Genomic DNA, 24,494 nt, shown 5'->3' with positions numbered 1-24,494 from the left:
CACGCACGGCGCTCGGGGGCAAGTCTCAGCGCGTTTTCAACTGGCCCACATCCCGGATTGCGCCGCGCGCCGCAGAAGTCGTCATCGCAGCATAGGCTTCGAGCGCTGGCGAGACCCGCCGGTCTCGCGATTGGGCGGGAAGCCAGCCCTTCTTCTCCATGACGGCGCGCCGCTCGGCCAGAACTTCGTCGGACACGGCAAGATTGATCGTGCGCTCGGGTATGGAAATTTCGATCCTGTCCCCCTCCTCGACTAAAGCAATCGCGCCGCCTTCCGCGGCTTCGGGCGACACGTGGCCGATCGACAGGCCTGACGTTCCTCCCGAAAACCTGCCGTCGGTCAGCAGGGCGCAGGCTGCGCCCAGCCCCTTCGATTTCAGATAGCTCGTGGGATAAAGCATTTCCTGCATGCCCGGTCCGCCCCGCGGCCCTTCGTACCGGATGACCACGACATCGCCCTCGACAACCTGCCCCGTCAGGATCGCCGTCACCGCGTCGTCCTGGCTCTCGTAAACCTTTGCTGGGCCCGAGAAGTTCAGAATACTCTCATCGACCCCAGCGGTCTTAACGATGCAGCCATCGCGCGCGATATTGCCATAGAGCACGGCCAGCCCGCCATCCTTGCTGAATGCGTGTTCAGCGCTCCGGATAACTCCGTTTTCGCGGTCCGTATCGAGCTCTTTCCACCTGCGCGACTGGCTGAAGGCGGTCTGCGTCGGCACCCCGCCCGGCGCCGCGGCGAAAAATTCGCGGACCTTGTTGTTCTGCGTGCGGCCAATGTCCCAGTCATCCAGCGCATCGGCCATGGTCGGGCTGTGTACGGTCGGCAACGCGGTGTGAAGCAGGCCTGCCTTTTCCAGCTCGCCGAGGATTGCCATGATGCCGCCTGCCCGGTGGACGTCCTCCATATGGACATCGCTTTTCGCCGGTGCGACCTTCGACAGGCAGGGAACCTGGCGGCTCAACCTGTCGATGTCCTTCATGGTGAAATCGACCCCCGCCTCATGCGCGGCGGCAAGCAGGTGCAGCACGGTATTCGTCGAGCCACCCATCGCGATGTCGAGGCTCATCGCGTTCTCGAACGCTTCGAAGCTGGCGATGGAACGTGGCAGGACGCTCTCGTCATCCTCCTCGTAATATCGCTTCGCCAGCGTCACCACCAGCCGCCCTGCCCGTTCGAACAGACCTTTGCGGTCGGCATGCGTGGCGAGCTGCGAACCGTTACCGGGAAGCGAGAGACCGAGTGCCTCGGTCAGGCAATTCATCGAATTGGCCGTGAACATGCCGCTGCAACTGCCGCAGGTCGGGCACGCATTCTGCTCGATGGCCGTCACTTCCTCGTCCGAATAGGCTTCGTCCGCCGCGGCGACCATGGCATCCACCAGGTCGAGGGCGACCTCCTTGCCTTTCACCACAACCTTGCCTGCCTCCATCGGACCGCCGCTGACGAACACGGCAGGAATGTTCAGTCGCATCGCGGCCATCAACATGCCCGGCGTAATCTTGTCGCAGTTCGAAATGCACACCATCGCATCGGCGCAGTGGGCGTTGACCATATATTCGACGCTGTCGGCAATCAGGTCGCGGCTCGGCAGCGAATAGAGCATGCCGTCATGCCCCATGGCGATCCCGTCATCCACCGCGATAGTGTTGAATTCCTTGGCCACGCCGCCCGCAGCCTCGATCTCGCGTGCGACCAGCTGCCCCAGATCCTTGAGATGCACGTGCCCCGGCACGAACTGGGTAAAGCTGTTGACCACCGCGATGATCGGTTTGCCGAAATCACCGTCTTTCATGCCCGTCGCGCGCCACAATCCGCGCGCGCCGGCCATGTTGCGGCCGTGGGTGGTGGTGCGGGAACGATAGGCGGGCATGGCAGGTCTCTCTTGGCTTCAAGGCGAAGCCTAGCAGACAGCGAAGCCTACGCTAACGGAAGAATGCCCGTAGTCCGGCCAAGCTCGGCTTTACACCTCCAGCGCGACGCGCCCCATGATGTCTGCCAGCATTACCGCCCAGCGTGCCTGCCCTGCGGCCGTATCGATCTGATCCTGTCGTATCTCGACCGTGCAGTAGGGAATGCCATTTGCCTCGGCATGGCGATCCATCGTGGCGTTGAGTTGCTTGCCCGAATAGGGCTGGTTGTCGCCCACTGTCAGACCCTGTTCGCGAAACAGCCGAATGGCATGTTGCGCCGCTCTCTCATCCTGATTGTACAGCAGGGCGACTTCCCAGGGTCGCTCTTCGTCGCTGGTTGCAAGGCTGGGCGTGAAGCTGTGAACTGCCACCAGCATACGCGGCCGGGCGCGTTCGATCAACGCCGCCAAAGCGTCGTGATATGGTCGATGATAACGTGCGAGCCGCATTTCCACATCTGCGCCGATATTACCCGGGATCAGGTGCCCGTCGCTGGTCGTCGGAACAACGGCAGGTTCGTCTTCCTTGCGGTGGAAATCGCAAACGAGACGGCTCACGGTCGCGATGTGCACAGGTAGATCGTGGCGGCGGGCAAGACGATCCGCGACGCCTTCCACCCCGATATCGATCGCAATATGATCGTTCATCAGCCTGCGATCGATCCGCAGTTCGATACCCGCTGGAACATGGTTCGATGCGTGATCGGCCACTACCAGCAATCCGCCGGGTCGAATGTCGTCCACATTCACCTGGCGATAGGGCCGACCGTCGATCATCTGAGCTTTCCTCGCATCTGCCACCAGCCGGGATGGTCGGCGGCCATGCGATCCGCCGCTTCGTCCCGCGCTGACTTGTCATCGAACAGCGCGAAACAGGTCGCGCCCGAACCGGACATACGGGCGAGAAACGGCGAAGTTCCGCGCAAGGCGGCAAGCACCCCGCCGATCTGCGGGCACAGCGAAAGGGCGGGTGCTTCGAGATCGTTTCGCCCGTCGAGAGTGATCGTGCGGGCATCGCCATCGGGCAAGGCGCCGCGATCCTTCTCGTCCCAATGCTTGAACACCGGCCCTGTCGAGAGCGGGACGCGCGGGTTTACCAGCAGAACGGGTGTGCCCGCCAGACTGTCATCTGCCGGTTCGAGTTCGGTGCCGGTGCCGCGCCCGATACAGGTACGACTTTCGACACAAGCGGGTACATCCGCGCCCAGTGCAGTTGCGCGCTCGTGCCAGTCGTCCGGCAAACCATGGAGCTCTTTCACGATGCGAAAAACGGCGCCGGCATCCGCCGAGCCCCCACCGAGCCCCGCCGCAACAGGGAGGTTTTTCTCCAGCGTGATTCTGAGCCCGTCGGCGCGCGGCACCTTGCCCAGCGCCCTTGCCACCAGATTGTCGAACGGGTTGTCGAGACCGCCCGCGAACTCGCCCATGACCGTGACGGCATCCTGCGCCGCGCTGGTGGCTGTCAGCACGTCCCCCGCATCGACGAAGGCAAACAGCGTCTCGAGCTCATGATAGCCATCGTCCCGCCGCCTGCGAACGTGCAGTGCCAGGTTGATCTTGGCATATGCGGTTTCGACATGGGCCACGCCAAAATTCCCCGTCATTGCGAGCGAAGCCAAACAATCCCTGGCGTTATCGCCCGGATTGCCGCGTCGCTTTCCCCCTCGCAATGATGGAGAAAGCAACGCTGACGATTACATATTCGGGTAGTTCGGTCCGCCGCCGCCTTCGGGCGTGACCCAGGTGATGTTCTGGTTCGGATCCTTGATGTCGCAGGTCTTGCAGTGGATGCAGTTCTGCGAATTGATCTGGAACTTGGGCTCCGCGCCGTCTTCCAGGATCCATTCGTACACGCCCGCCGGGCAATAACGGGCGGAAGGGCCCGCAAAGACTTCCAGCTCACTCTCGCGCTGCAGTTCCATGTCCGCGACCTTCAGGTGGCAAGGCTGATCTTCGGCATGATTGGTGTAGCTGAAGCTCACGTTTGTCAGCCGGTCGAAACTCAGTACGCCGTCGGGCTTGGGATAGGCGATCGGCTTGAAGTTGTCGGCCCGCTCCAGCATCTCGTAATCGCGGTGATGCTTCATCGTGATCGGCAGTCCGATCTTCAGGGTGCGCATCCACATGTCGATGCCCGCGATGACCGTACCCAGATCCTCGCCCCACTTGGCGACGGCGGGCTGCGCGTTCTTCACCTTCTTGAGCTCGTCTGCGATCCAGCTGTCGCGCACGGCGGCATCGTAATCCATCAGCTCGGTATGCTCGTTACCGGCGGCGATCGCCGCAGCGATGCTTTCCGCGGCCAGCATCCCGCTCTTCATCGCGGTGTGGCTGCCCTTGATGCGCGGGACGTTCACGAAACCGGCCGAACAGCCGATCAGCGCGCCGCCGGGGAAGGCCAGCTTGGGCACGGATTGCCAGCCGCCTTCGTTGATCACGCGCCCGCCATAGGACACACGCTTGCCACCTTCGAGGATCGCGGCGATGTCGGGATGGTGCTTCCAGCGCTGAAATTCCTGATAGGGCGACACATACGGATTGGCGTAATCGAGCGCGGTCACGAAGCCGAGCGCCACCTGACCGTTGGCCTGGTGATAGAGGAAGCCCCCGCCCCAGGTGCCGGTTTCGCTCAGTGGCCAGCCTTGCGTATGGATCACGCGGCCGGGCTCGTGCTTGGCCGGATCGATGTCCCACAATTCCTTGACGCCGAGACCGTAGACCTGCGGTTCGCAATCGGCCTCGAGGTCGAATTTCGCCTTCATCTGCTTGGTCAGATTGCCACGCGCCCCTTCTGCGAAGAGGGTGTATTTCGCATGGATTTCCATGCCCGGCTGGTAATCGGCCTTGTGGCTGCCATCCTCGGCGATGCCCATATCCTGCGTGACGATACCGGTCACCGCACCCTTGTCGTCGAACAGCACTTCTGCGGCGGGAAACCCGGGGAAGACCATCACGCCCAGACCTTCGGCCTGCTCGGCCAGCCAGCGACACATATTGCCCAGCGATCCGGTATAATTGCCGTGATTGCTCATGAAAGGCGGCAGCAGCATCTCGGGAAGGTCGGATTTTCCGCTTTCGGACAGCACCCAGTGGTGGTTCTCCGTCACGGGAGTTTCCGCCATCGGGCAGCCCTGGTCACGCCATTCGGGCAGCAGTTCGTCCAGCGCACGCGGATCGACCACCGCGCCCGACAGGATATGCGCGCCGATTTCGCTGCCCTTTTCGAGCACCACGACTTCGAGTTCCGCGTTCACTTGCTTCAGCCGGATCGCCGCGGCGAGGCCTGCCGGGCCTCCACCGATGATCACGACATCGCAGGGCATGGATTCGCGTTCGCTCATGTCTCTCTCTTTTCGTCGCTTTACTGTTGCGAATGCCTTGATTGGTGGCGCTTTAGAGGTCAAGACCCGCGCCCAAGTAATGATGCATGCCGATCCCCCGAATTCGCGCGATGTCACGGCGCTCGAAAGCCTGGAAGGCGCGCTCGACTGGTGGCGCGAGGCTGGCGTCGATGCCGATTTTCTGGACGAGCCGAGTGGCTGGCTGATCGAGCCGGAGGCCGACGATGCCGTAACGGCTCCTCCTCCGCCCGCACCGCCCCCGGTACAGCGCAAGACCCCGCTGCAACGCGCGCTCGAACAGGGCGAAGGTGCGGCCACGCAGATCGATCGCTCCGCCCTTCCCGACACGCTCGAAAAATTTCGCGAATGGTGGATGTCGGAAGCTTCGCTGGCGGATGGCGCGCTCGATCGGCGCATTCCACCGCGGGGCGTTGCAGGCGCGAAGCTGATGCTGCTTTTGCCCCAGCCCTTCGATGACGATGCCGAAGGACTGCTGACGGGCGGCGCCGCCAAATTCGTCGATGCCATGATCGCGGCAATGGGCATAGGCCAGCACGAAGCCTACATCGCCAGCGCCCTTCCTGCTCCAATGGCCCTGCCCGATTGGGGTCAGCTCGCAGGTGCCGGTCTGGGCGAAATCGTCAGGGCCCATATCGCGCTCGCCGCCCCGCAGCGCGTGATCCTGTTCGGACGCGCGCAACTCGCGCTGTTCGGCAAGACGCCCGAAGATGCGCGCGATCCCCTCTCGCTGGACTGTGACGGCAAGATCTACCCCCTGCTCGCCGCCCCTGACCTGCGCAACCTTGCCCGCTCGGCCGCCCGGCGGGAAACTTTCTGGAACCGATGGCTGGACTGGACTTGATGACCCTTCGCATTTTCGCCGCCGCCGCTTTGGCCGCCACCACCTCCCTCCACGCGGCCCCGGCCCTTGCGCAGGGGAGCGTGGAATATTTCACCCGGTCGCACGCGGCTTCCCTCCCGCAACTCCTCTCGCAGGACGACCGCGCCTATTACGGCTCGCTGTTCGAAGCGATCGACAGCCAGAACTGGGACAGGGTCGAGGTCATGCTGGCCAGTCGCGATGACGGCCCGCTCCATGGCGCGGCACTGGCGACCTATTACCTCCATCCGCAAAGTCCGCGCATCGAACTGCCGCGCATCGAAAGCTGGCTGTCGCGCTATTCCGCGCTGCCGCAGGCGGAATCCATCGTCCGCCTTGGCCAGACGCGCGGGCTCGTGAACCCGCCCTATCTGCGCCCGGCACGCGATCTCGTCCGCCAGCCCGGGTCGACCAAGCGTATCCGGCCCAGTTCGGTCAACGACGGTACGATGCCGGAAAGCGTAAAGGCCGCGATCCTCGAACGGATCACCAATGACGATCCGAATGGTGCCCGCCTGCTGCTGGACGGTGTGGATGCCACGCTGTCGCGCGATGCGCGGGCGGAATGGCGCTACCGCGTCGCTTTCAGCTACTACATCGAAAATCAGGACGCGCAGGCCTGGGCCATGGCGGATACGACCCGCGATGGCGGCAGTGGTGCCTGGGTCGCCGAAGGCGATTGGGTCGCCGGGCTCGCCGCATGGCGGCTGGGCGATTGCGACAAGGCCGCAGAAGCCTTCCAGCGCAGCGCGTCCGGCTCCGCCAATCCGGAACTGACCGCAGCGGCGCATTACTGGGCCAGCCGGTCATTCATCCGCTGCCGCTTCCCTGAAAAGGCTGCCGAACAATTGCGCGGCGCCGCGCGCTTCCCGGAAACCCTCTATGGCATGCTGGCCCACGAACAGATGGGCCGCGACCTTCCGCGGACCCACGCCTTGCCCGATCTGACACAGGCCGATTGGGAACATCTGCGCCAGGAAGACGCGGTCCGGCAGGCCGTCATGCTGGCGGAAGTCGGGCGGCGCGATGCGGCGGCGGACGATCTCGTCTGGCTGGTCCGCACGGGCGACCCGAAGGATTACGGCGCATTGTCGCGGCTCTCGCGTGCGCTGGGCCTCACGGGTGCGCAGACCTTCATGGCCTATAATGCCCCGCGCGGCGAAGGGGCACATCCCAGCCTGCGCTATCCGGTCACCTTCCGCGCACCGGTCGGTGGATGGCGCGTGGACCCTGCCCTCGCCTTCGCCCATGCCTTGCAGGAATCGAACTTTCGCGAAACCGTGGTCAGCCCGGCCGGTGCCATCGGGTTGATGCAGATCATGCCGATCACGCAGCGGGAATATGCCGCATCGATCAACATGAGCTCGGGCGCGGATCTGAAGGACCCGGCCGTCAATCTCGCCTTCGGCCAGCGCACGCTCGAATCCCTCAATTCGTCCAATTTTACGCAGGGCAAGCTGCCCAAGGTCATGGCGGCGTACAATGCCGGGCCCACGCCCGTTTCGCGCTGGGAAAATGAAATCCGCGATCAGGGCGATCCGCTGCTCTACATGGAAAGCATCCCCTATTGGGAAACGCGCGGATACGTCGCCATCGTGATGCGCAATTACTGGATGTATCTGCGCCAGGCGGATGCCGATGCGCCAAGCAGGGTCGATCTGGCCGAAAACGACTGGCCCATGTTTCCGCGGGCCAGGTAAGGAACACGCTTATGCCAATCGACGAAAGCCGCATCTTCAAGCCAGTGCGTATCGCGCTGCTGACCGTATCCGACACGCGCACCTCGGCCGATGACACGTCGGGCGATATTCTTGCCCAACGCATCGCAGATGCTGGCCACGAACTCGCCGATCGCGATATAAGCCGCGACGATGTGAACCAGCTCGCCGCGCACCTTCATCGCTGGATCGACGACGAACAGATCGATTGCATCATCACCACCGGCGGCACCGGCCTCACCGGCCGCGACGTGACGCCGGAAGCGCTCGACAAGGTCAAGAGCAAGGACATTCCCGGTTTCGGCGAACTGTTCCGCTGGATCAGTTACGAAACCATCGGCACCAGCACCGTCCAGAGCCGCGCCTGCGCCGTGCTCGCCCGCGGCACCTATATCTTCGCCCTGCCCGGCTCGAACGGCGCAGTGAAAGACGGCTGGGACCGCATCCTTGCGCATCAGCTCGACAGTCGCCACCGTCCCTGCAACTTCGTCGAACTGATGCCCCGCCTCCGGGAAAGATAGCCTTCGCCTTTATTGCTAGCAGCCGGGGGCGACCCGGCAACCCATGATGCCGCCACCGATCGGCAAGCCGAACCTCTGCAAGAATTCATTTTCCTACTCGGCTCCGGCTGCATAACAGACCTGATTCGCTTCCATTCCCGACAGGAGACGCGGATCATGACCGACATTACCGAACCCTTTGCCCATGTCCCGGCGCGCGACTGGACGCCCGAATTGAAGGCGCGCTTTCTCGACCGGCTGGCGGCTCACGGGAATGCCCGCGCCGCCTGCCGCGCGGTCGATCTCTCCGCCGAAGCGGCCTATCGACTGCGTCGCCGCGATCCGTTCTTCGCTCGTGGCTGGGCCGCTGCGCTGGTCTTGGCGCGGGATAACGGGGTCCAGGCTCTGGCAGAACGCGCCATCGAAGGGGTGGAAGAACAGATCTATTATCGCGGGGAGCTGGTCGGCACGCGCCGGCGCTACGATGCGCGGCTTTTGCTGGCACATCTGGCACGCCTCGACGCGATGGTCGGTGACAATGCCGCCTGCGCCGATGCCGGTCGCTTCGACGAATTGCTGAACTGTGTCGCCACTGGCGAACTGGCCCTGCCGCCCGCGCGCAAGGATGCTGTCGCCGCGGCAGGCGATGAAGCTCGCCGCAATCATCGCGAGAAAGAGCTCGAGGTGTTCTACGGCGCGGCGGAGGACGACGATCAGGACGACGACGACAGCGGCTGGACGGTCAGCGAAAGCAGCGCCGAATTCCTGGGTGGTCTCGATGACGAATGCGACGAAGTGGCTGCACAGGCCCGGGAAGACGCGGGGCACGAATGGGATCGCCGGCTTGTCGACACCTTCGACACTGTCGATGCCCTGTGTGGATGGCCCGCATCGCCGACCGCTCCCGGACTGCCCACCAGGGTCCGGCAGCCACGCGTCGATCCTTCCGCGCTTGCACAGGTGATGACGCTGGCATGCCAGACGGTCGATCGACCCGCTAGTGAACCTTTGGCCTCGGCACGCCCCAGGACCCTGTCAACTGTGTCAACCTGCGCCGTCTCGCGAATGCTTGTGCGCAGCTCGCCGCACCGGGCCGCACCGCACCCCCGCTCACCCTTCGGAGCGCCGCGGTCAGATGCGCGGCGATAGCTGTCAAGGCTTGCGAAAACAGGCTGGCAAAGCTCTTTTGTTCGCTGTATGTTCTTGCCCATGGAACGTCGTCTCGAACCAGCGATTCCCGGACGCGGCGCACAGGGCGCCGATGTGCCGACACGCTTCGGCCTCGCCACGCGCGAAGTCGATGGCGACTGGCGCGATCATATGGAAACGCTGGACGGCCCGCCGGTCAAGCTGCGCACTCAGGTGACCGAAGAACGTCCCCGCACGATCCTGAGCTTCAATCAATCGCCCGATATCGCGTTCGATCGGTCCGTGAACGCTTACCGGGGTTGTGAACATGGCTGCGTATATTGTTTTGCCAGGCCGACGCATGCCTATCACGATCTGTCTCCCGGTCTGGACTTCGAAACGAAGCTGTTCGCCAAGCCCAATGCCGCCGAAATCCTGCGGGCCACTCTGGCCAAGGCGAAATATCGGCCGCGGCCCATCGCCATGGGGACGAATACCGATCCCTACCAACCGATCGAGCGGGATTATCGCATCACACGCGAGGTGCTCGAAGTCTGTCTCGATGCTCGTCACCCCGTGACGATAACAACCAAATCGGATCGTGTTTGCGACGATCTGGACCTGCTTCGTGCTATGGCCGAACAGAGGCTGGTTGCGGTCGCAATATCGGTGACCAGCCTCGACCCCCGGCTATCGGCCAAACTGGAACCCCGTGCGGCGGCTCCGGCGAAGCGTCTGGCCGCCCTCGCCAAACTCGCCGAAGCGGGCATACCCGTCCATTGTTCGATCGCTCCCGTGATCCCCGCCATTACCGACGAATTCATGGAAGACATCGTTCAGCGCGCGGGCCAGCTCGGCATTGGCAGCGTCGGCTGGATACCCCTGCGCCTCCCGCACGAAGTCGCGCCCCTCTTCCGGGAATGGCTCTCGGTCCATTTTCCGGAACGCGGCGACAAGGTCATGAACATCGTCCGCTCGATCCGTGCCAAGGACGGGCAGGCGCGGGACAACGATCCCGACTTCTTCACCCGCATGAAACCCACCGGTGTCTGGGCCGATCTTTTCCGCGCCAGGTTCCGCCTCGCCTGCAAGCGCGCAGGCGTGGGCAAATCGAAATTCGAACTGGACTGCACCCGGTTCCGCCCACCGGCCGTCGGCGGTCAGTTGCGGCTACTGTGAAAATTTTCGCAGGCTTGGAGGCTAGAACCCCTCGCCCATCGCTCCTGGCTTGAAGCGAACCAGCCTGCTGTCGGCCAGCGCGGCGGTGCGATTGACCACGGCCTTCTGATACTCGGGGTCCTTGATCATCTCGAAGAACGCGGCCGCGCTGGGATATTGCGCGATAAAGCCATCGTGCCAGCGCATCGCTTCCGGCCCGGTCAGCACCGCCTCGAACGCCCCGCGCCAGACGATTTCGCCGCCCACCCGGCGGAAGATCGGGCCGCTGGTCTTGCCATACTCTTTGTAGGCCCGGCGCCCGCTCCAGTCCTTGCCGGCATTGTCATGGCCTTCGGGATATTCCGCCTGGTCCCGGTACTGCAGCAGGTTCAGCATATGGATCGGCTGATCGCGCGGCAGGTCCTTGAATGCTTCGAAATTGGTCTTGCTCGGGTCGATATAGCTTTGTGTCATGGTGCGTCCTCCTCAGCCCAGCGTATAGTCGCTGAAGCGTTCGCGCAGGTCTTTCTTGCTGATCTTGCCGGTGGCGGTGTGCGGGATGTCGTCGACGAATTCGACCGCATCGGGCAGCCACCATTTGGCGACCTTGTCGGTAAGGAATGCGGTCACGTCCTCGGCACTGCATTCCGCGCCGGATTTCCTGACCACGAACAGAACGGGTCGCTCGTCCCACTTGGGATGGGGCATGCCGATAGCCGCCGCTTCCGCCACGGCCGGATGGCCCACCGCTGCATTTTCGAGTTCCACCGAGCTGATCCATTCGCCGCCGGACTTGATGACGTCCTTCGTGCGGTCGGTAATCTGCATCGTCCCATCGGGATGCAGGATCGCCACATCGCCGGTGTCGAACCAGCCGTCCGCATCGGTGGCGTCCTCTTCCGCCTTGAAATAGCGCTTGATGATCCACGGCCCGCGTATCTGCAGCGCACCGCTGGCTTCGCCATCGCGCGGAAGAACGGTCGACCGGTCGTCCAGATCGACCGTACGCAGTTCGACGCCGAAGATCGGCCGCCCCTGCTTCATCGTCTTTTCCACCTTCTCTTCGAAGGTCAGTTCGTCCCAGTTCGCCGTCGGACCGCCGACCGTCCCGATAGGCGAAGTCTCGGTCATTCCCCATGCGTGCTGCACGCGCGTACCGTTCTTCATCAGCCGTTCGATCATGAACCGCGGCGCAGCGGAACCGCCGATCGTCGCCGATTTGAGCTTGGGCAGATCCTTGCCCTCCGCATCGCAATACTGGAATGTCGCCAGCCAGACGGTCGGCACACCAGCACTGTCGGTCACCCCCTCTCGATCCATCAGGTCGCAAAGCACCGCGGGGTCGTTCACGGCGGAAAAGACGAACTTGATCCCAGCCATCGCCCCCGAATAGGGCAGGCCCCAGCTGGCGGCGTGGAACATCGGGACCACCGGCAACATGACGGACGATCCGCTGAAATTGAATGCGCTGGTTTGCAGCCCGGCCATCGCGTGCAGCAGCGTGGAACGATGTTCGTACTGAACACCCTTGGGATTGCCGGTGGTGCCGCTGGTGTAACAGATCATGCAGGGATCGCGTTCGTCCCCCTCGACCCATTCGAACTCGCCGTCCTGCTCGCCAATCCAGTCTTCGAAACTGGTCGTATGCTCGCCGCTGTCGAAGCAGATGTAATGTTCGACCGTCGGCCATTTGTCGCGCATCTTGTCGATGATAGGCTGGAACGCCGCGTCATAGATCATGACTTTGTCTTCGGCATGATTGACGATGTATTCGAGCTGGTCTTCGAACAACCGCGGATTGCAGGTGTGGAGCACCCCGCCCATGCCCGCCACGCCGAACCAGCTCACCAGATGCCGGGAATGGTTCATCGCGAGGCTTGCCACCCGATCACCCTTTGTCAGGCCAAGCGCCAACAGCGCCTGAGCCATTTTCCGCGCGTCCAGATGGATGCCCGCCCAGTCCGTCCGCGTTTCGGTGCCATCGGCCCAGTGGGTTACGATTTCGCGACCGGATGCTTCCCGAGCCGCATGATCGATCACATGCGAAATTCGCATGCTCCAGTCCTGCATCGCACCAAACGCCATAAACTCTCCTCTCACCCGTCGGTTCGACCGTCAGGCAACGAGGCGCAAGTTTGCCTTTCCTCGTCGCGCGGTCAGTTGCACCTTGGCAAGGCCGGGCACGCTTGCCAAGCGTTCGGCGAGGTCACCATCGATAGAAAATGCCCGCCCCAGGCGCATGACGGGCGGCGCCAGATCGCCGGTGAGCAATGTGGCCATCACTTCATCGCCCCCTGCCCCGTCTTCACCGAGTTCGATTGCCAACTGGTTCAGCGCGTCGACGCTTTCTACCTCGAGCGTCAGCAACATCGCCATGCTTCCCCGGACGGCATCGAGCGGGACGGCATGCCGCACGGTTATGCGGGGCGGCTCATCGGGGCTCGGACTGTCGAGCTCCACATCGAGCTTCACGCAGGTTTGCTTGTCCGCCCATTCGAGGAATCTGTCGACTAGACCTTCTTCGAAGCAGGCGGCGCTGAACTGGCCCGAGCTATCGGAAAAGTCCGCGCGGATAAACGGCTTGCCGCGCTTGGTAGTGCCTTTGCTGGCCCCTTCGACCTGCACCGCCATCACGGCGGTCATCCGTCCCCCACCGGGAACGCCCCCTGCGATCAGAGATGCGTGCGAGCGGGCGCCCTGCGCGCTGGAAATTTCCCGATAAACCGCCGTGGCATGTTCCTTGAAAGAAAACCCCATGTTCTCTTTCTCACGGTGACGCGCTTCACTGAGCGACCAGTCCTCGACTTCCTTGAGGCGCAATGTATCCTCGACCGGCGCGGCCTCTCCTCCGAACAATCCGCCCTGTCCGCTCGACCGCTCGCGCTCTGCGGCGTCGGCCACTGCCAAAAGCATGTCGGCATTGGCGAACAGCTTGGCGCGGTTCGGTTCGAATTCGTCGAGCGCCCCGGCACTGATCAACGCCTCCAGCTGGCGAGAATTCATGGAGCCCTTGGGCAGACGCTCGAACAAATCTTTGAGGCTTTTGAAACGCCCTGCAGCCTCGCGCTCTTCGACGATCGCTTCCATAGCTCGCTCGCCGACGTTGCGTATGCCAGCCAATGCATAACGCACTGCATAACCGTCATCGGTCTGCTCGACCGAATACTCCGCTTCCGAATAGTTCAGCGATGGCGGCAACACCTTGATGCCGCTGCGCCGAGCATCGTCGACGAAGATCGCCAGCTTTTCGGATTGATGCATGTCGAAGCACATCGAGGCGGCGTAGAATTCTTCAGGATAGTGCGCCTTCAGCCAAGCCGTCTGATAGGCAAGCAACGCATACGCTGCGGCGTGAGACTTGTTGAAACCGTAGCCTGCGAACTTGTCGATCAAGTCGAACAGCGCGTTGGCCTCGCCCTTGTCGATACCGGATACTCTCTTGCAGCCATCAACGAAACGTTCGCGCTGCGCATCCATTTCGGCCTGAACCTTCTTACCCATTGCGCGGCGCAAAAGGTCGGCGTCGCCCAAGGAATATCCTGCAAGGATCTGCGCGGCCTGCATAACCTGTTCCTGGTAAACGAAGATCCCGTAGGTTTCGGCCAGAATGCCTTCCAGCTTGGCATGCGGATATTCGATTTCCACCTGACCGGCCTTGCGCTTGCCGAACAGCGGAATGTTATCCATCGGGCCCGGACGATATAGCGAAACAAGCGCGATGATGTCGCCGAAATTGGTCGGCTTTACCGCCGTCAGCGTACGGCGCATGCCTTCCGATTCAAGCTGGAAAACCCCCACCGTATTGCCGCTCTTCATGAGCTCGTAGACCTTTGCGTCATCGAGCGGCAGAAGCGAAAGATCGATCTCGATGTCACGCCGTTTGAGCAGGTCGGTGGCCTTCTTGAGAACCGACAGCGTCTTGAGACCGAGAAAGTCGAATTTGACGAGGCCGGAGCTTTCGACATTCTTCATGTCGTATTGCGTAACCGGCATGTCCGACCGCGGGTCGCGATAAAGCGGCACCAGCTGGGCGAGCGGGCGATCACCGATCACCACGCCTGCGGCGTGGGTCGAACTGTTACGCGGAAAGCCCTCGAGCTGCATGGCGAGATCGACGAGGCGCTTCACCTCATTGTCGTTGTCGTATTCCCGTTTGAAATCGGCGGCCCCGTTCAGCGCCCTTGGCAGCGTCCAAGGGTCGGTCGGATGGTTCGGCACCATCTTGCAGAGGCGATCCACGTGCCCATAGCTCATCTGCAGGATGCGGCCGGTGTCGCGCAAAACGGCGCGCGCCTTCAGTTTACCGAAAGTGATGATCTGAGCGACGTGATCGTGGCCGTATTTCTGCTGGACATAACGGATCACCTCGCCCCGCCGCGTTTCGCAGAAATCGATATCGAAATCGGGCATCGAGACGCGTTCGGGGTTGAGAAAACGTTCGAACAGCAGACCGAGCTGGATTGGATCGAGATCCGTGATGGTCAAAGCCCATGCGACGAGGCTACCCGCACCCGAACCACGTCCCGGGCCCACAGGAATATCGTGGTCCTTGGCCCATTTTATGAAGTCGGCAACGATCAGGAAGTAGCCCGGAAAGCCCATCTGATTGATGATATCGACTTCGAACTTCAGGCGATCGAAATAAATCTTTCGCTGGTCGTCGGACATCTCGCCATACGGTTCGAGACGCGCTTCTAAACCCCTGTGGGCATCTTCCGCCAACATTCGCGCCTCGCCTTCGAGGTCACCTGCAAGGCTGGGCAGGATCGGCTTGCGGTATGGCGGCGCATAGGCACAGCGTTGCGCCACGACGAGCGTGTTCTGAACAGCCTCCGGCAGATCGTCGAAAGCCTCGTCCATCATGTGATAGGTTTTTACATAGCTTTCCGGGTTCGACTTCGCCCGCTCGTCGGCGTCGATATGCGTGGATCCGGCAATGCACAGCATGGCATCATGCGCCTTATGCATATGCGGCTCTGCAAAATTTGCAGGGTTTGTGGCGACGAGAGGGAGGTCACGGTCGTAGGCCAACTCGACCAGCGCTGCCTCTGCCCGCTCTTCCACCTCGTTACCACGGCGAGCCAACTCGATGTAAAGCCGTTCGGGAAACAACTCCTGAAGTTTTTGCAGGAGGATCTCTGCGTGGCTCCGCTGTCCCTCGGCCAGAAGCTTCGTCAGCGCGCCCTCGCTTGCCCCGCTGAATGCTATGAGCCCACCGGTGTGGCCATCAAGATCGGTCAGGCGAACATGGGGTTCGAACTCGAGCGGACGTTCCAGATGGGCGCGGCTGACGAGATGACAGAGATTGTCGTACCCCTGCTCGTCCTGCGCGTAGAGTGGCAGGTAGTCGACCTGCTTCCCTTCGCTATCCCGCGCAACACCAAGAAGGGTCCCGATGATCGGCTGGATGCCTTCCGCCTTGCAGGCGTTCGCGAACATGACTGCGCCGTAAAGGCCGTTGCGATCGGCAATGGCGATAGCGGGAAAGCCGCGTTCCTTGGCCAATTTTGCCATCGCCTTCGGGTCGATCGCGCCCTCCAGCATGGTGTAGGCGGAGAGGATACGGAAAGGGACGAAGGGCTTGAACGACATGCACTGCAATATGCGTATTACGGCGGCGATTCACCAGTCACTTCCGGCCTCACTTCTCCACAGCTCACCTGAAGATCAGAGGAGCTTCTCGATATCCTTCGAAATCGACTTGGGTGCGTCGGTCGGGGCATATCGTTTCACCACATTGCCCTCTCTGTCGATCAGGAACTTGGTGAAATTCCATTTGATCGCCTTCGACCCCATGAGACCGGGTTTTTCGGCCTTCATCCAGTCGAACAAGGGGCTCGCGTCGTCGCCATTCACGTCGACTTTCTTCATTAGGGGAAAGGTCAGTCCGAAGTTCACTTTACAGAATTCGGCAATTTCACTCGCGTTGCCCGGTTCCTGCCCACCAAACTGGTTGCACGGAAAGGCAAGCACTTCGAAACCCTGTTCCCGGTACTGCTGAAATAGTTCTTCGAGCCCCTCGTACTGTGGTGTGAACCCGCACTTACTCGCGGTGTTCACGACAAGAATGATCTTACCCAGCTTCTGCTTCAGATCGATCTGCTCACCCTTGTTATTTATGACGGTGAAGTCAGCAATGGTTGTCATGGCAGGTCAGTCCTTCGAATCTGAGCTCATGGTAAGGCCGGGGTAAAGCATCAACCCGGGAAGTCGTCCCGCGCGGCGAGCGCCTCTATCTCAGCCAAATCGAGCCGATGGTCTCCGGCCTTTTGAATGACGAAGCGGCCGCGCTCAGCGGGTGGATAGGCCATCACTTGCGAGACCATCTGGGCCAGGGTGCCTCCGCGCAATCCCTTGCCACCGTCCAGAATACCCTGGCCGTCTTCGGCGGAATGGATCTCTGCGCGGTCGTCCCACTGCACGCCCTCGCGGTGGGTATCCTCGCCCTTGAAAGTACTTGGATGGTCGGTCATCAAAATCTCCTTTCCCGATCAACGAGCAAAGAGCGATGTGGGTCCTCTATTCGAGCAACCCCCTCTATTCGAGCAACCCTTCGTGCAATCGAACCACGCGGTCCATCTTACGGGCCAGGCGTTCGTTATGCGTCGCGATCAGGGCCGCGCTGCCTTCGCCGCGAACGAGCGACAGGAATTCAGCCAACACCTTGTCCGACGTCTTTTCATCCAGATTGCCAGTCGGCTCATCAGCCAGCACCAGATCCGGCTTGTTCGCAAGACCTCTGGCTACGGCCACGCGCTGCTGCTCCCCGCCCGAAAGCTGGCTGGGGCGATGGTCGAGCCGATGGCCCAACCCAAGCGCAGTCAACAATTGTTCCGAGCGCGCTTCTGCTTCGGCGCGCGGGGTGCCCGCAACCAGCTGCGGCAGGATCACATTTTCGCGCGCATCGAAATCGGGGAGCAAATGATGGAACTGATAGACGAACCCCAGATGCTCGCGGCGAAGCACGGTGCGCGCGCGCGAATCTGATTTCTCGGCAGATTGACCGCCGATCACGATCTCGCCGCCAAAGCCGCCTTCGAGCAAGCCAACAGCCTGCAACAGGGTCGACTTACCCGAACCCGAAGGGCCGAGAAGGGCTACTATCTCGCCGGGCATAATCGCCAGATCGACCCCGCACAGAACGTCGATCTTTACGCCGCCCTGCTGGAAGCTGCGTGTCAGGCCTTTCAGTTCGACAACTGGTTCCACACCGCGCCTATTCATAACGGAGCACCTGTACCGGATCGGTACTTGCGGCCTTCCATGCCGGGTAAAGGGTAGCAAGGAAGCTGAGCAGAAGCGCGAGCAACACGATCATGCCGACCTCCATACCGTCTATCTTGGAAGGGATTGTCGTCAGAAAACGATACTGCGGGTCCCAGAGGTTCTGCCCGGTCAGCGCGCCGATGACCTCGACGATCTGCTTGCGTCCGGCGAGTATCAGGAAACCGAATGCAAGTCCGGCCAATGTCCCGATGGCACCGATCGTGAAGCCGGTTGTCACGAAAATCTTCATCAGGCTCTGCCTGGTCGCGCCCATGGTGCGCATGATAGCGATGTCCCGGGTCTTTGCGCGAACCAGCATGACGAGGCTGGAAAGAATGTTGAATGCCGCAACCAAGACCATGAAACTCAATGCGAACGCCATTGCGGCTCGCTCCACCTGCAAGGCCTCGAACAGCGTCGCGTTTATGGTCTTCCAGTCCGATACCACCGCACGTCCCTGGAGCGAACGCTGTACAGGGGCAAGGATTTCGCCGACCTTGTCGGCATCGTTGACGGTGACCTCGATCATCTGAACGGTATCGCCGAGTAGCAGCAGCGTTTGCGCGTCCTGCATCGGCATGACTACAAACGCCCCATCATAGTCGTAAACGCCGACTTCGAAGATTGCGGCCACTTCGTAACCGACCTGTCTGGGCAGTGTGCCAAATGGAGTGGAACGTCCTTGCGGATTGATAACGGTAATGGTGTCGCCGACGCGCGCACCGATATTTTCCGCGAGGCGAATGCCGATGGCGACCTTCCGCGCTCCAGGCGCAAGCTCATCGATATTGCCGCTCACGACCTTGGACGACAGATTGCGGATGTCCTGCGGGGTGTTACCGCGCACCAGAATCGCCTCAACCCTTCCATTGAAACTGGTCAATAGAGGCTGTTCGATAAGAGGCGAGGCGCGCACCACGCCAGGTGTCTGCCGCACTTCCTGGAGGATGTTTTCCCAATCGTCCATGCGCCCGCCGTAGGCCTGAACGATGGCATGGCCATTGAGGCCTACGATCTTGTCCAGCAGTTCTGCGCGAAAGCCGTTCATGACGCTCATCACCACGACGAGCATGGCAACAGACAGCATCACGACGCCAATGGAGATGCTCGCGACAAGCGCAATAAATGCCTCGCCCTTGCCCGGAAGCAAGTAGCGTTTGGCGATGGTCCATTCGAAAGGAGAGAGGATCAAGACGTCCCTTGTCTTTGCCTGCAGGTAACAGGCCTGTAGGCAGACGAACCTTTCCGCGCAATGAAATCATGCGGCGAGACAGGTCAACCGTCGCACTGCCCTTGTAATCGACGCGTAACATCGCCATTGGAGCGCGCATCCCGATCAGCCGCGGCAGACAGGCCTTCCGATGAATATTACCCACCCGTTTCTCGACGAGGATGGCGACAAGCTGCGCGAAGAGTGTGGCGTCTTTGGTGCCATCAATGCGACCGATGCCGCTGCCGCTACCGCGCTCGGCCTGCATGCGCTTCAGCACCGCGGTCAGGAAGCTGCCGGCATAACAAGCTTCGACGGCGCCGAATTCTACACGCGCCGCGGCCTAGGTCACGTGGCGGAGAATTTTTCCTCTCAGGAAGCAATCGCCGAATTGCCCGGTACGATGGCCGCAGGGCATGTGCGGTATTCGACGACCGGTGGCTCCGGCCTGCGCAACATTCAGCCGCTGTATGCCGATCTTGCGAGCGGCGGTTTCGCTGTGGCGCATAACGGCAATATTTCCAATGCGGGCATGCTCCGCGAAGATCTCGTCCGGCGTGGGTCGATTTTCCAATCGACCAGCGATACCGAAGTGATCATCCATCTCGTGGCAACCAGTCGTTATCCGACGACGATGGACCGGCTGATCGATGCCCTGCGTCTGCTCGAAGGCGCTTACGCGCTTATCGTCATGACTCCGGAAGGAATGATCGCCTGTCGCGACCCGCTCGGCATTCGTCCTTTGCAGATGGGCCGGATGGGCGATGCGACCGTCTTCGCTTCCGAAACAGTCGCCTTCGACGTCGTCGGTGCGCAATTCGTTCGCCAGGTCGAGCCGGGCGAAGTGATCAAGGTGGGTTTCGATGGCAACGTCGATTCGCTGCATCCCTTCGGCAATTACGCCCCCCGGCCTTGCATTTTCGAGCATGTCTATTTCAGCCGTCCTGACTCCGTGTTCGACGGGCGCAGCATCTACGAAGCGCGCAAGGCCATCGGCGCAGAGCTCGCTCGGGAAAAGCCGATCGAAGCTGATCTCGTCATTCCCGTGCCTGACAGCGGCGTTCCGGCAGCCATCGGTTATGCGCAGGAATCAGGAATTCCTTTCGAACTCGGGATCATTCGTTCGCACTACGTTGGACGCACCTTCATCCAGCCTAGCGACGGCGCCCGCCATGCCGGCGTCAAACGCAAGCACAATGCCAACCGGGCTCTGGTAGAAGGCAAGCGGATCGTGCTCATCGACGACAGCATCGTTCGTGGCACCACCAGCCTGCAGATCGTGGAGATGATGCGCGATGCCGGAGCTACGGAAGTTCACTTCCGCGTGGCCAGCCCGCCGACGGCACACAGCTGCTTCTATGGTGTCGATACGCCTGAACGCAGCAAGTTGCTGGCAGCCCGCATGGATGTCGAACCCATGCGGGAATTTATCAAGGCTGATAGCCTAGCCTTCGTGTCGATCGACGGGCTTTACCGTGCGGTGGGTGAAAAGCCGCGTAATTCCGCATGCCCGCAATTCTGCGATGCTTGCTTCACGGGCGATTATCCGACCTCGTTGACCGATCTGTCGCGGCGCGAGGATCGGCAGCAGCAGCTTGCGTTCCCGGCGGAGCAGGTCGCCTGATGACCAAACCGATGGAAGATCGCCTCGCGCTGGTAACGGGGGCCAGCAAAGGCATCGGCGCTGCGACCGCAACTGCACTCGCTTCAGCCGGGGCACATGTGGTCCTCACCGGACGCGATGTCCGCGCTTTGGAAAAGGTGGAAGACTCCATTCACGAAGCCGGTGGCGCTTCGACAATCGCGCCGGTCGATCTGGCTGAAAGTGACGGAATCGCGCGCCTAGCCTCGGCGATCGGCAGCCGGTGGGATAGGCTCGACTATCTTGTTCTGTCAGCAGCTTATCTGCCAACCTTGACACCGGTTACGCAAATCGATGGGAAGCAGTTGAGCCAGGCGCTGACAGTGAACTTCCTTGCCTCCCAAGCACTACTCGCCAATTTCGATCCGCTGTTGAAGCGCGCCGACGCAGGGCGGGTTATAGGCCTGACAAGCAGCGTCGGTGCATCCCCGCGCGCGTACTGGTCCGCCTACGCATCCACCAAGGCCGCGTTCGACAATCTGCTCGAAAGCTATGCGCAGGAGGTCGAGAAGATTTCGAAGGTACGAGTGGCCGTGCTCGATCCTGGCGCGACTCGTACGGAAATGCGCGCGAAGGCTTATCCGGGTGAGGATCCGAAAACGGTAAAGGCGCCCGAAGAGGTTGCAAAGCGCTTGGTCGAGTTACTCGTTAACGATTTCGAGGGCTTCCACCGAGAGCGCGTCGAAGGCTGAATTAACCAGCCGTCCTAACGAATTTGCAACCCTGAAACGCGATATTCGATAGTGCGCGTCGCGTATACGCGAGACGTTTCGATTTCGAATTTACCGCGGAAGGGCGCAAGCCATGATCCACCATACACACGACCGCTACTCCTTCGTAGCGCAGGAAGATCGCTGTGCTCCGCGTACGAAGCTCACCATCCCAGGCCAGTTGCGTGCTAGCGGCGGGCGGGCGTTTCAGACCGTTGTGCACGACCTCTCGATTTCGGGGTTTTCGGCGGCAGCACTCAATCGCATGCACGAAGGGCAGCTTTGCTGGCTTACCCTTCCCGGTCTGGAATCGCTGCAGGCGCAGGTTGTCTGGTGGGAGAGCTGCATGGTCGGCTGCGCTTTCAGCGAACTGCTGAGCCCGATTGTCCACGAGTCCATTCTTGCCCGGTACAGCGGCGACGGAGCTTACCGCTCCTACTGACATTCCGCTGCGAGCAAAGCGAGTAGCACGTTGGGGCCGCCATCCGAGCATCGGACAGGCAATCCATCCTAGTGACAAGCGATGACGGCGCGCCCCGAGGCCACCGTCATCATTCTTCGCCGATCTATTCCTCAAGTGCTTCGGTGATTTTTCCAACCAGCTCCCGAAAGCCTTCTCGGTCGGTTCTGCTGGTCGCGGTCTCCCAGTTGCTCACAACTGCGACGACCAGCTTCTCTTTTGGTACGATCGTAATCGCCTGACCGAAAATGCCCTGTGCGCCGTAATTGCCGCCTGGATAAGTCCACCACTGATATCCGTAGCCGAAACCTGGAGCTTGGGGACCAAAGTTGACCAGCGGCGATCCGGCGGTGACAAACCAGCCTTCGGGCACCACTCCTTTGCCTCCCTCGAGTGCAAACTGGCCCATTCGCGCATAATCGGCGAGCCGCAACGAAAGGCAACAACCGCCGATATTTCCGCCGGTCAGATCCTGCATCCAGAATAGGCCACCTTCGAAACCGGCCGGCTCAACGATCTTTTCCGCTGCATAGGCCGCCAGGGACTTGCCAGTCGCCTCTTCCACGATCAGCCCAAGAAGGTTGGTTTCGAGGGTCTTGTAGACCCATTTCTCGCCCGCAGGCGCTTCGCGCTGGAGTGTGCGGGCGTAGGTAACAGCCTGCGATTCGCCAGCTACGGGCGTGATGCCGAGCATCTTTGCAACATCGCTATCGGGGTCGCTGTAGTCCTCGTTCCACGCCACCCCCGACGTCATCGTCGCGATCTGGCCGACGGTTACGCCTTCATACGCCGTGCCAGCGAGGGCCGGAATGATCTGGGTAACGGGAGTATCGATGCTTTCGATAAAGCCATCCTTGATCGCCGCCCCAAGCAGAGTCGATGTGAAGCTCTTTGCCACCGAAAAGCTGGTCCAGCGCCCGCTTGGACCGAAACCAAGACCGTAATCTTCGAACACGATCTTTCCATCTTTCAGCACCATAAACCCGGCAGCGTGACTGCTCGTCATATAGGTTCGGATCGAACTCTGAAGCGTGTCCGGCAAGGTCTGTGTCGAACGCGGCAAAGGGCGTGGGACAGATGCCGGAGCAACTTCGAGACCGGGGAAGTGCGCCTCCATGTCGCGAAAGGCTTCGGATCGGCGGTCGTCGCTCCAGAACAGTATGGAATCGCTTGGATCCAGGCTCGCCATATCCTCGGGCGTCGACTGCGTAACTGTTGGCGTTTGTGCTGCCGAGCCAAGCGTATCGGTATTAGTCGAAACGCAGCCGGCCAGCGCCAATGCGGCAGTCGAGATCAAGAGCCGTTTCATTTGTCTTCTCCCTGTTTGACTAGCGTGACCTGGTGCACGTCGATCCCGCCACCGCGAAAACCACCTTCGCAATATTGCAGATAATACCGCCACAGATCGCAGAACCCATCATCAAACCCTTGCGGCAGCCGCCCTTCTGCCTGCGCGGCATCGAAGTTGTGACGCCACTCCTTCAGCGTTTCGGCGTAGTCCAGACCGAAGTCTTTCTGATCCTGCCACGACAAGCCTCGCTGTTCGGCAAGTTGCCGGAACTCGCTGGTTCTGATGAGAAGACCGCCGGGGAATATATAGGCCTGGATGAAGTCCGCGCTTTTCGCATAATCTTCGAACAGGTCGTCGCGCATCGAAATGTACTGGATGGCCGCCCGGCCACGCGGTTTCAGATTCCGCGCCACGCAATCCATGAATGTGGGCCAGTATTCACGCCCAAGCGCTTCGACCATTTCGACGCTGACGATGGCGTCATATTGCCCGGCGGTATCGCGATAGTCCTGCTTGCGGAAATCCACTGCGACGTCGTGATGGTCGCGCGCCCATGTTAGTTGCTCATCGGACAAACTGATCGCGGTGACAGAAGCGCCGCGAGAGGCAAGATGCGCGGCGAGCGCACCCCATCCACACCCGATCTCAAGCACTTTCGGAGCGTCACTGATGCGCGATGCCAGCGCGTCCCATTTACGCCGCTGCGCCGGTTCAAGCCCCTCGTGGCGCAACTTGAGAGCGGATGAGTAACTCATCGTCGCGTCGAGCCATGCCTGGTAAAAGTCGTTCCCCAGATCGTAATGCGCGCTGATGTTTTTCTGCGCGCCTTCATGGGTGTTTCGATTGATCAGATGGGCCAGCTTGAGCGCATGGCGAAAAGGGCCCTTGGCACGCGCCGTATCGCCCAGTCGCCCTGCATGCTGCATGAAAAGCGCGAAGAGCGGAACCGGATCCGGGCTCCACCATTCACCCGCTTCCCAAGCCTGGTACCAGCCGACCGAGCCGTTGCTGGCAAGACGAACGAGAGCGTTCCAGCTGCGCAGCTGGACTTCGCATTCGAAGCCTGGAGCGCGGCCGCCGAGCACGCGACGAGTTCCATCCGGCAAAACACCGTAAATTGCACCGGAAGTCAGCGCGGCGTCTATCCGGTCCAGGATCTTGCCGAAACCCGGCGCGGTGATCCTGGCAAGCCAACCGGGCTTGCGCGCAAAACGCTGGGATCCGGAAAGCAGCTCGCGGCCGCGCTGGGTTGTCGGCATGTCCATCGCCGGTCCTATG

General features: G+C 61.3%; 21 protein-coding genes. 8 read left to right on the top strand and 13 right to left on the bottom strand.

The window, feature by feature from the left end; all coding sequences use genetic code 11:
• Positions 1 to 25: 25 nt before the first annotated feature.
• The 4 genes from ilvD to ACIGGE_RS14825 all read right to left on the bottom strand — a co-directional run bounded on the left by ilvD (position 26) and on the right by ACIGGE_RS14825 (position 5,253).
• Positions 26 to 1,873 carry a dihydroxy-acid dehydratase gene (gene ilvD / locus ACIGGE_RS14840; RefSeq protein ID WP_397490939.1) on the bottom strand — a complete coding sequence of 616 codons (1,848 nt, stop codon included), beginning with the start codon at positions 1,871 to 1,873 and terminating at the stop codon, positions 26 to 28.
• A gap of 90 nt (positions 1,874 to 1,963) precedes the next feature.
• Positions 1,964 to 2,689 (bottom strand): N-formylglutamate amidohydrolase, encoded by a 726-nt coding sequence (locus ACIGGE_RS14835; protein WP_397490938.1) that lies wholly within the window; start codon positions 2,687 to 2,689, stop codon positions 1,964 to 1,966.
• Positions 2,686 to 3,516 carry a 4-(cytidine 5'-diphospho)-2-C-methyl-D-erythritol kinase gene (locus ACIGGE_RS14830; RefSeq protein ID WP_397490937.1) on the bottom strand — a complete coding sequence of 277 codons (831 nt, stop codon included), beginning with the start codon at positions 3,514 to 3,516 and terminating at the stop codon, positions 2,686 to 2,688. The genes ACIGGE_RS14835 and ACIGGE_RS14830 overlap by 4 nt, the downstream gene beginning before the upstream one ends.
• Before the next feature lie 90 nt (positions 3,517 to 3,606).
• Positions 3,607 to 5,253, bottom strand: coding sequence for an electron transfer flavoprotein-ubiquinone oxidoreductase (locus ACIGGE_RS14825; protein WP_397490936.1), 1,647 nt, complete (start codon positions 5,251 to 5,253; stop codon positions 3,607 to 3,609).
• Here ACIGGE_RS14825 and ACIGGE_RS14820 point away from each other — a divergent pair.
• From ACIGGE_RS14820 to ACIGGE_RS14800, 5 genes are all read left to right on the top strand, one after another.
• Entirely contained in the window at positions 5,252 to 6,115 is an 864-nt protein-coding gene (locus ACIGGE_RS14820; protein ID WP_397490935.1) for a hypothetical protein, read from the top strand. The genes ACIGGE_RS14825 and ACIGGE_RS14820 overlap by 2 nt on opposite strands.
• Complete coding sequence (locus ACIGGE_RS14815) at positions 6,097 to 7,833, top strand: transglycosylase SLT domain-containing protein (RefSeq protein ID WP_397490934.1); 1,737 nt, start codon at positions 6,097 to 6,099, stop codon at positions 7,831 to 7,833. The genes ACIGGE_RS14820 and ACIGGE_RS14815 overlap by 19 nt, the downstream gene beginning before the upstream one ends.
• Positions 7,834 to 7,844: 11 nt before the next feature.
• Positions 7,845 to 8,372 carry a molybdenum cofactor biosynthesis protein B gene (gene moaB / locus ACIGGE_RS14810; RefSeq protein ID WP_397490933.1) on the top strand — a complete coding sequence of 176 codons (528 nt, stop codon included), beginning with the start codon at positions 7,845 to 7,847 and terminating at the stop codon, positions 8,370 to 8,372.
• Positions 8,373 to 8,528: 156 nt separating this feature from the next.
• Positions 8,529 to 9,500: a hypothetical protein gene (locus ACIGGE_RS14805; RefSeq protein WP_397490932.1), complete on the top strand. Its 972-nt coding sequence runs from the start codon at positions 8,529 to 8,531 to the stop codon at positions 9,498 to 9,500.
• 60 nt (positions 9,501 to 9,560) lie between these two features.
• A complete protein-coding gene (locus tag ACIGGE_RS14800; RefSeq protein ID WP_103023830.1) occupies positions 9,561 to 10,658 on the top strand; it encodes a PA0069 family radical SAM protein in 1,098 nt (365 codons plus the stop codon).
• Between the two features lie 21 nt (positions 10,659 to 10,679).
• Here the strand turns inward: ACIGGE_RS14800 and ACIGGE_RS14795 are convergent, their stop codons facing one another.
• The 7 genes from ACIGGE_RS14795 to ACIGGE_RS14765 all read right to left on the bottom strand — a co-directional run bounded on the left by ACIGGE_RS14795 (position 10,680) and on the right by ACIGGE_RS14765 (position 19,095).
• A complete protein-coding gene (locus tag ACIGGE_RS14795) occupies positions 10,680 to 11,111 on the bottom strand; it encodes a DUF1330 domain-containing protein (RefSeq protein WP_103023713.1) in 432 nt (143 codons plus the stop codon).
• 12 nt (positions 11,112 to 11,123) lie between these two features.
• Positions 11,124 to 12,722, bottom strand: a complete 1,599-nt coding sequence (locus ACIGGE_RS14790) for a long-chain fatty acid--CoA ligase (RefSeq protein ID WP_247714430.1) — start codon at positions 12,720 to 12,722, stop codon at positions 11,124 to 11,126.
• Positions 12,723 to 12,752: 30 nt separating this feature from the next.
• On the bottom strand, positions 12,753 to 16,229 hold the full coding sequence (gene dnaE, locus ACIGGE_RS14785) for a DNA polymerase III subunit alpha (protein WP_397490931.1): 3,477 nt from the start codon (positions 16,227 to 16,229) through the stop codon (positions 12,753 to 12,755).
• 75 nt (positions 16,230 to 16,304) lie between these two features.
• A complete protein-coding gene (locus ACIGGE_RS14780) occupies positions 16,305 to 16,784 on the bottom strand; it encodes a glutathione peroxidase (RefSeq protein WP_397490930.1) in 480 nt (159 codons plus the stop codon).
• A 50-nt stretch (positions 16,785 to 16,834) separates the two neighbouring features.
• Complete coding sequence (locus tag ACIGGE_RS14775; protein ID WP_103023710.1) at positions 16,835 to 17,110, bottom strand: hypothetical protein; 276 nt, start codon at positions 17,108 to 17,110, stop codon at positions 16,835 to 16,837.
• Between the two features lie 64 nt (positions 17,111 to 17,174).
• Positions 17,175 to 17,861: an ABC transporter ATP-binding protein gene (locus tag ACIGGE_RS14770; RefSeq protein ID WP_397490929.1), complete on the bottom strand. Its 687-nt coding sequence runs from the start codon at positions 17,859 to 17,861 to the stop codon at positions 17,175 to 17,177.
• On the bottom strand, positions 17,854 to 19,095 hold the full coding sequence (locus ACIGGE_RS14765) for a lipoprotein-releasing ABC transporter permease subunit (RefSeq protein WP_103023708.1): 1,242 nt from the start codon (positions 19,093 to 19,095) through the stop codon (positions 17,854 to 17,856). Before ACIGGE_RS14765 ends, ACIGGE_RS14770 begins: the two co-directional genes overlap by 8 nt.
• Positions 19,096 to 19,264: 169 nt before the next feature.
• Between ACIGGE_RS14765 and purF the strand changes: the two genes are divergently transcribed.
• The 3 genes from purF to ACIGGE_RS14750 all read left to right on the top strand — a co-directional run bounded on the left by purF (position 19,265) and on the right by ACIGGE_RS14750 (position 21,907).
• Positions 19,265 to 20,737, top strand: coding sequence for an amidophosphoribosyltransferase (purF, locus tag ACIGGE_RS14760; RefSeq protein WP_103023707.1), 1,473 nt, complete (start codon positions 19,265 to 19,267; stop codon positions 20,735 to 20,737).
• A complete protein-coding gene (locus ACIGGE_RS14755) occupies positions 20,737 to 21,447 on the top strand; it encodes an SDR family NAD(P)-dependent oxidoreductase (protein WP_397490928.1) in 711 nt (236 codons plus the stop codon). The genes purF and ACIGGE_RS14755 overlap by 1 nt, the downstream gene beginning before the upstream one ends.
• Positions 21,448 to 21,559: 112 nt before the next feature.
• Positions 21,560 to 21,907, top strand: a complete 348-nt coding sequence (locus ACIGGE_RS14750) for a PilZ domain-containing protein (protein ID WP_221598312.1) — start codon at positions 21,560 to 21,562, stop codon at positions 21,905 to 21,907.
• A gap of 124 nt (positions 21,908 to 22,031) precedes the next feature.
• Here the strand turns inward: ACIGGE_RS14750 and ACIGGE_RS14745 are convergent, their stop codons facing one another.
• Both ACIGGE_RS14745 and ACIGGE_RS14740 read right to left on the bottom strand, forming a co-directional pair.
• Entirely contained in the window at positions 22,032 to 23,234 is a 1,203-nt protein-coding gene (locus tag ACIGGE_RS14745; protein ID WP_397490927.1) for a serine hydrolase domain-containing protein, read from the bottom strand.
• Positions 23,231 to 24,481, bottom strand: coding sequence for a class I SAM-dependent methyltransferase (locus ACIGGE_RS14740; protein ID WP_397490926.1), 1,251 nt, complete (start codon positions 24,479 to 24,481; stop codon positions 23,231 to 23,233). Before ACIGGE_RS14740 ends, ACIGGE_RS14745 begins: the two co-directional genes overlap by 4 nt.
• Positions 24,482 to 24,494 lie beyond the last annotated feature (13 nt).

This window comes from Qipengyuania sp. NPDC077410 (genome assembly GCF_044543405.1).
In the GTDB taxonomy this organism is placed as follows: Bacteria; Pseudomonadota; Alphaproteobacteria; order Sphingomonadales; family Sphingomonadaceae; genus Qipengyuania; species Qipengyuania pacifica.
This window is presented reverse-complemented; position numbering and strand designations above follow the sequence as displayed.

What these genes read in the sequence shown, in the direction of transcription:
- dnaE (WP_397490931.1), bottom strand. Translation starts at nt 16,229, where the DNA reads ATGTCGTTCAAGCCCTTCGTCCCTTTCCGTATCCTCTCCGCCTACACC.
- ACIGGE_RS14830 (WP_397490937.1), bottom strand. Translation starts at nt 3,516, where the DNA reads ATGACGGGGAATTTTGGCGTGGCCCATGTCGAAACCGCATATGCCAAG.
- ACIGGE_RS14745 (WP_397490927.1), bottom strand. Translation starts at nt 23,234, where the DNA reads ATGAAACGGCTCTTGATCTCGACTGCCGCATTGGCGCTGGCCGGCTGC.
- ACIGGE_RS14775 (WP_103023710.1), bottom strand. Translation starts at nt 17,110, where the DNA reads ATGACCGACCATCCAAGTACTTTCAAGGGCGAGGATACCCACCGCGAG.
- ilvD (WP_397490939.1), bottom strand. Translation starts at nt 1,873, where the DNA reads ATGCCCGCCTATCGTTCCCGCACCACCACCCACGGCCGCAACATGGCC.
- ACIGGE_RS14825 (WP_397490936.1), bottom strand. Translation starts at nt 5,253, where the DNA reads ATGAGCGAACGCGAATCCATGCCCTGCGATGTCGTGATCATCGGTGGA.
- ACIGGE_RS14820 (WP_397490935.1), top strand. Translation starts at nt 5,252, where the DNA reads ATGTCTCTCTCTTTTCGTCGCTTTACTGTTGCGAATGCCTTGATTGGT.
- ACIGGE_RS14795 (WP_103023713.1), bottom strand. Translation starts at nt 11,111, where the DNA reads ATGACACAAAGCTATATCGACCCGAGCAAGACCAATTTCGAAGCATTC.
- ACIGGE_RS14790 (WP_247714430.1), bottom strand. Translation starts at nt 12,722, where the DNA reads ATGGCGTTTGGTGCGATGCAGGACTGGAGCATGCGAATTTCGCATGTG.
- ACIGGE_RS14740 (WP_397490926.1), bottom strand. Translation starts at nt 24,481, where the DNA reads ATGGACATGCCGACAACCCAGCGCGGCCGCGAGCTGCTTTCCGGATCC.
- ACIGGE_RS14755 (WP_397490928.1), top strand. Translation starts at nt 20,737, where the DNA reads ATGACCAAACCGATGGAAGATCGCCTCGCGCTGGTAACGGGGGCCAGC.
- ACIGGE_RS14815 (WP_397490934.1), top strand. Translation starts at nt 6,097, where the DNA reads ATGGCTGGACTGGACTTGATGACCCTTCGCATTTTCGCCGCCGCCGCT.
- ACIGGE_RS14750 (WP_221598312.1), top strand. Translation starts at nt 21,560, where the DNA reads ATGATCCACCATACACACGACCGCTACTCCTTCGTAGCGCAGGAAGAT.
- ACIGGE_RS14800 (WP_103023830.1), top strand. Translation starts at nt 9,561, where the DNA reads ATGGAACGTCGTCTCGAACCAGCGATTCCCGGACGCGGCGCACAGGGC.
- moaB (WP_397490933.1), top strand. Translation starts at nt 7,845, where the DNA reads ATGCCAATCGACGAAAGCCGCATCTTCAAGCCAGTGCGTATCGCGCTG.
- ACIGGE_RS14770 (WP_397490929.1), bottom strand. Translation starts at nt 17,861, where the DNA reads ATGAATAGGCGCGGTGTGGAACCAGTTGTCGAACTGAAAGGCCTGACA.
- ACIGGE_RS14805 (WP_397490932.1), top strand. Translation starts at nt 8,529, where the DNA reads ATGACCGACATTACCGAACCCTTTGCCCATGTCCCGGCGCGCGACTGG.
- ACIGGE_RS14835 (WP_397490938.1), bottom strand. Translation starts at nt 2,689, where the DNA reads ATGATCGACGGTCGGCCCTATCGCCAGGTGAATGTGGACGACATTCGA.
- purF (WP_103023707.1), top strand. Translation starts at nt 19,265, where the DNA reads ATGAATATTACCCACCCGTTTCTCGACGAGGATGGCGACAAGCTGCGC.
- ACIGGE_RS14780 (WP_397490930.1), bottom strand. Translation starts at nt 16,784, where the DNA reads ATGACAACCATTGCTGACTTCACCGTCATAAATAACAAGGGTGAGCAG.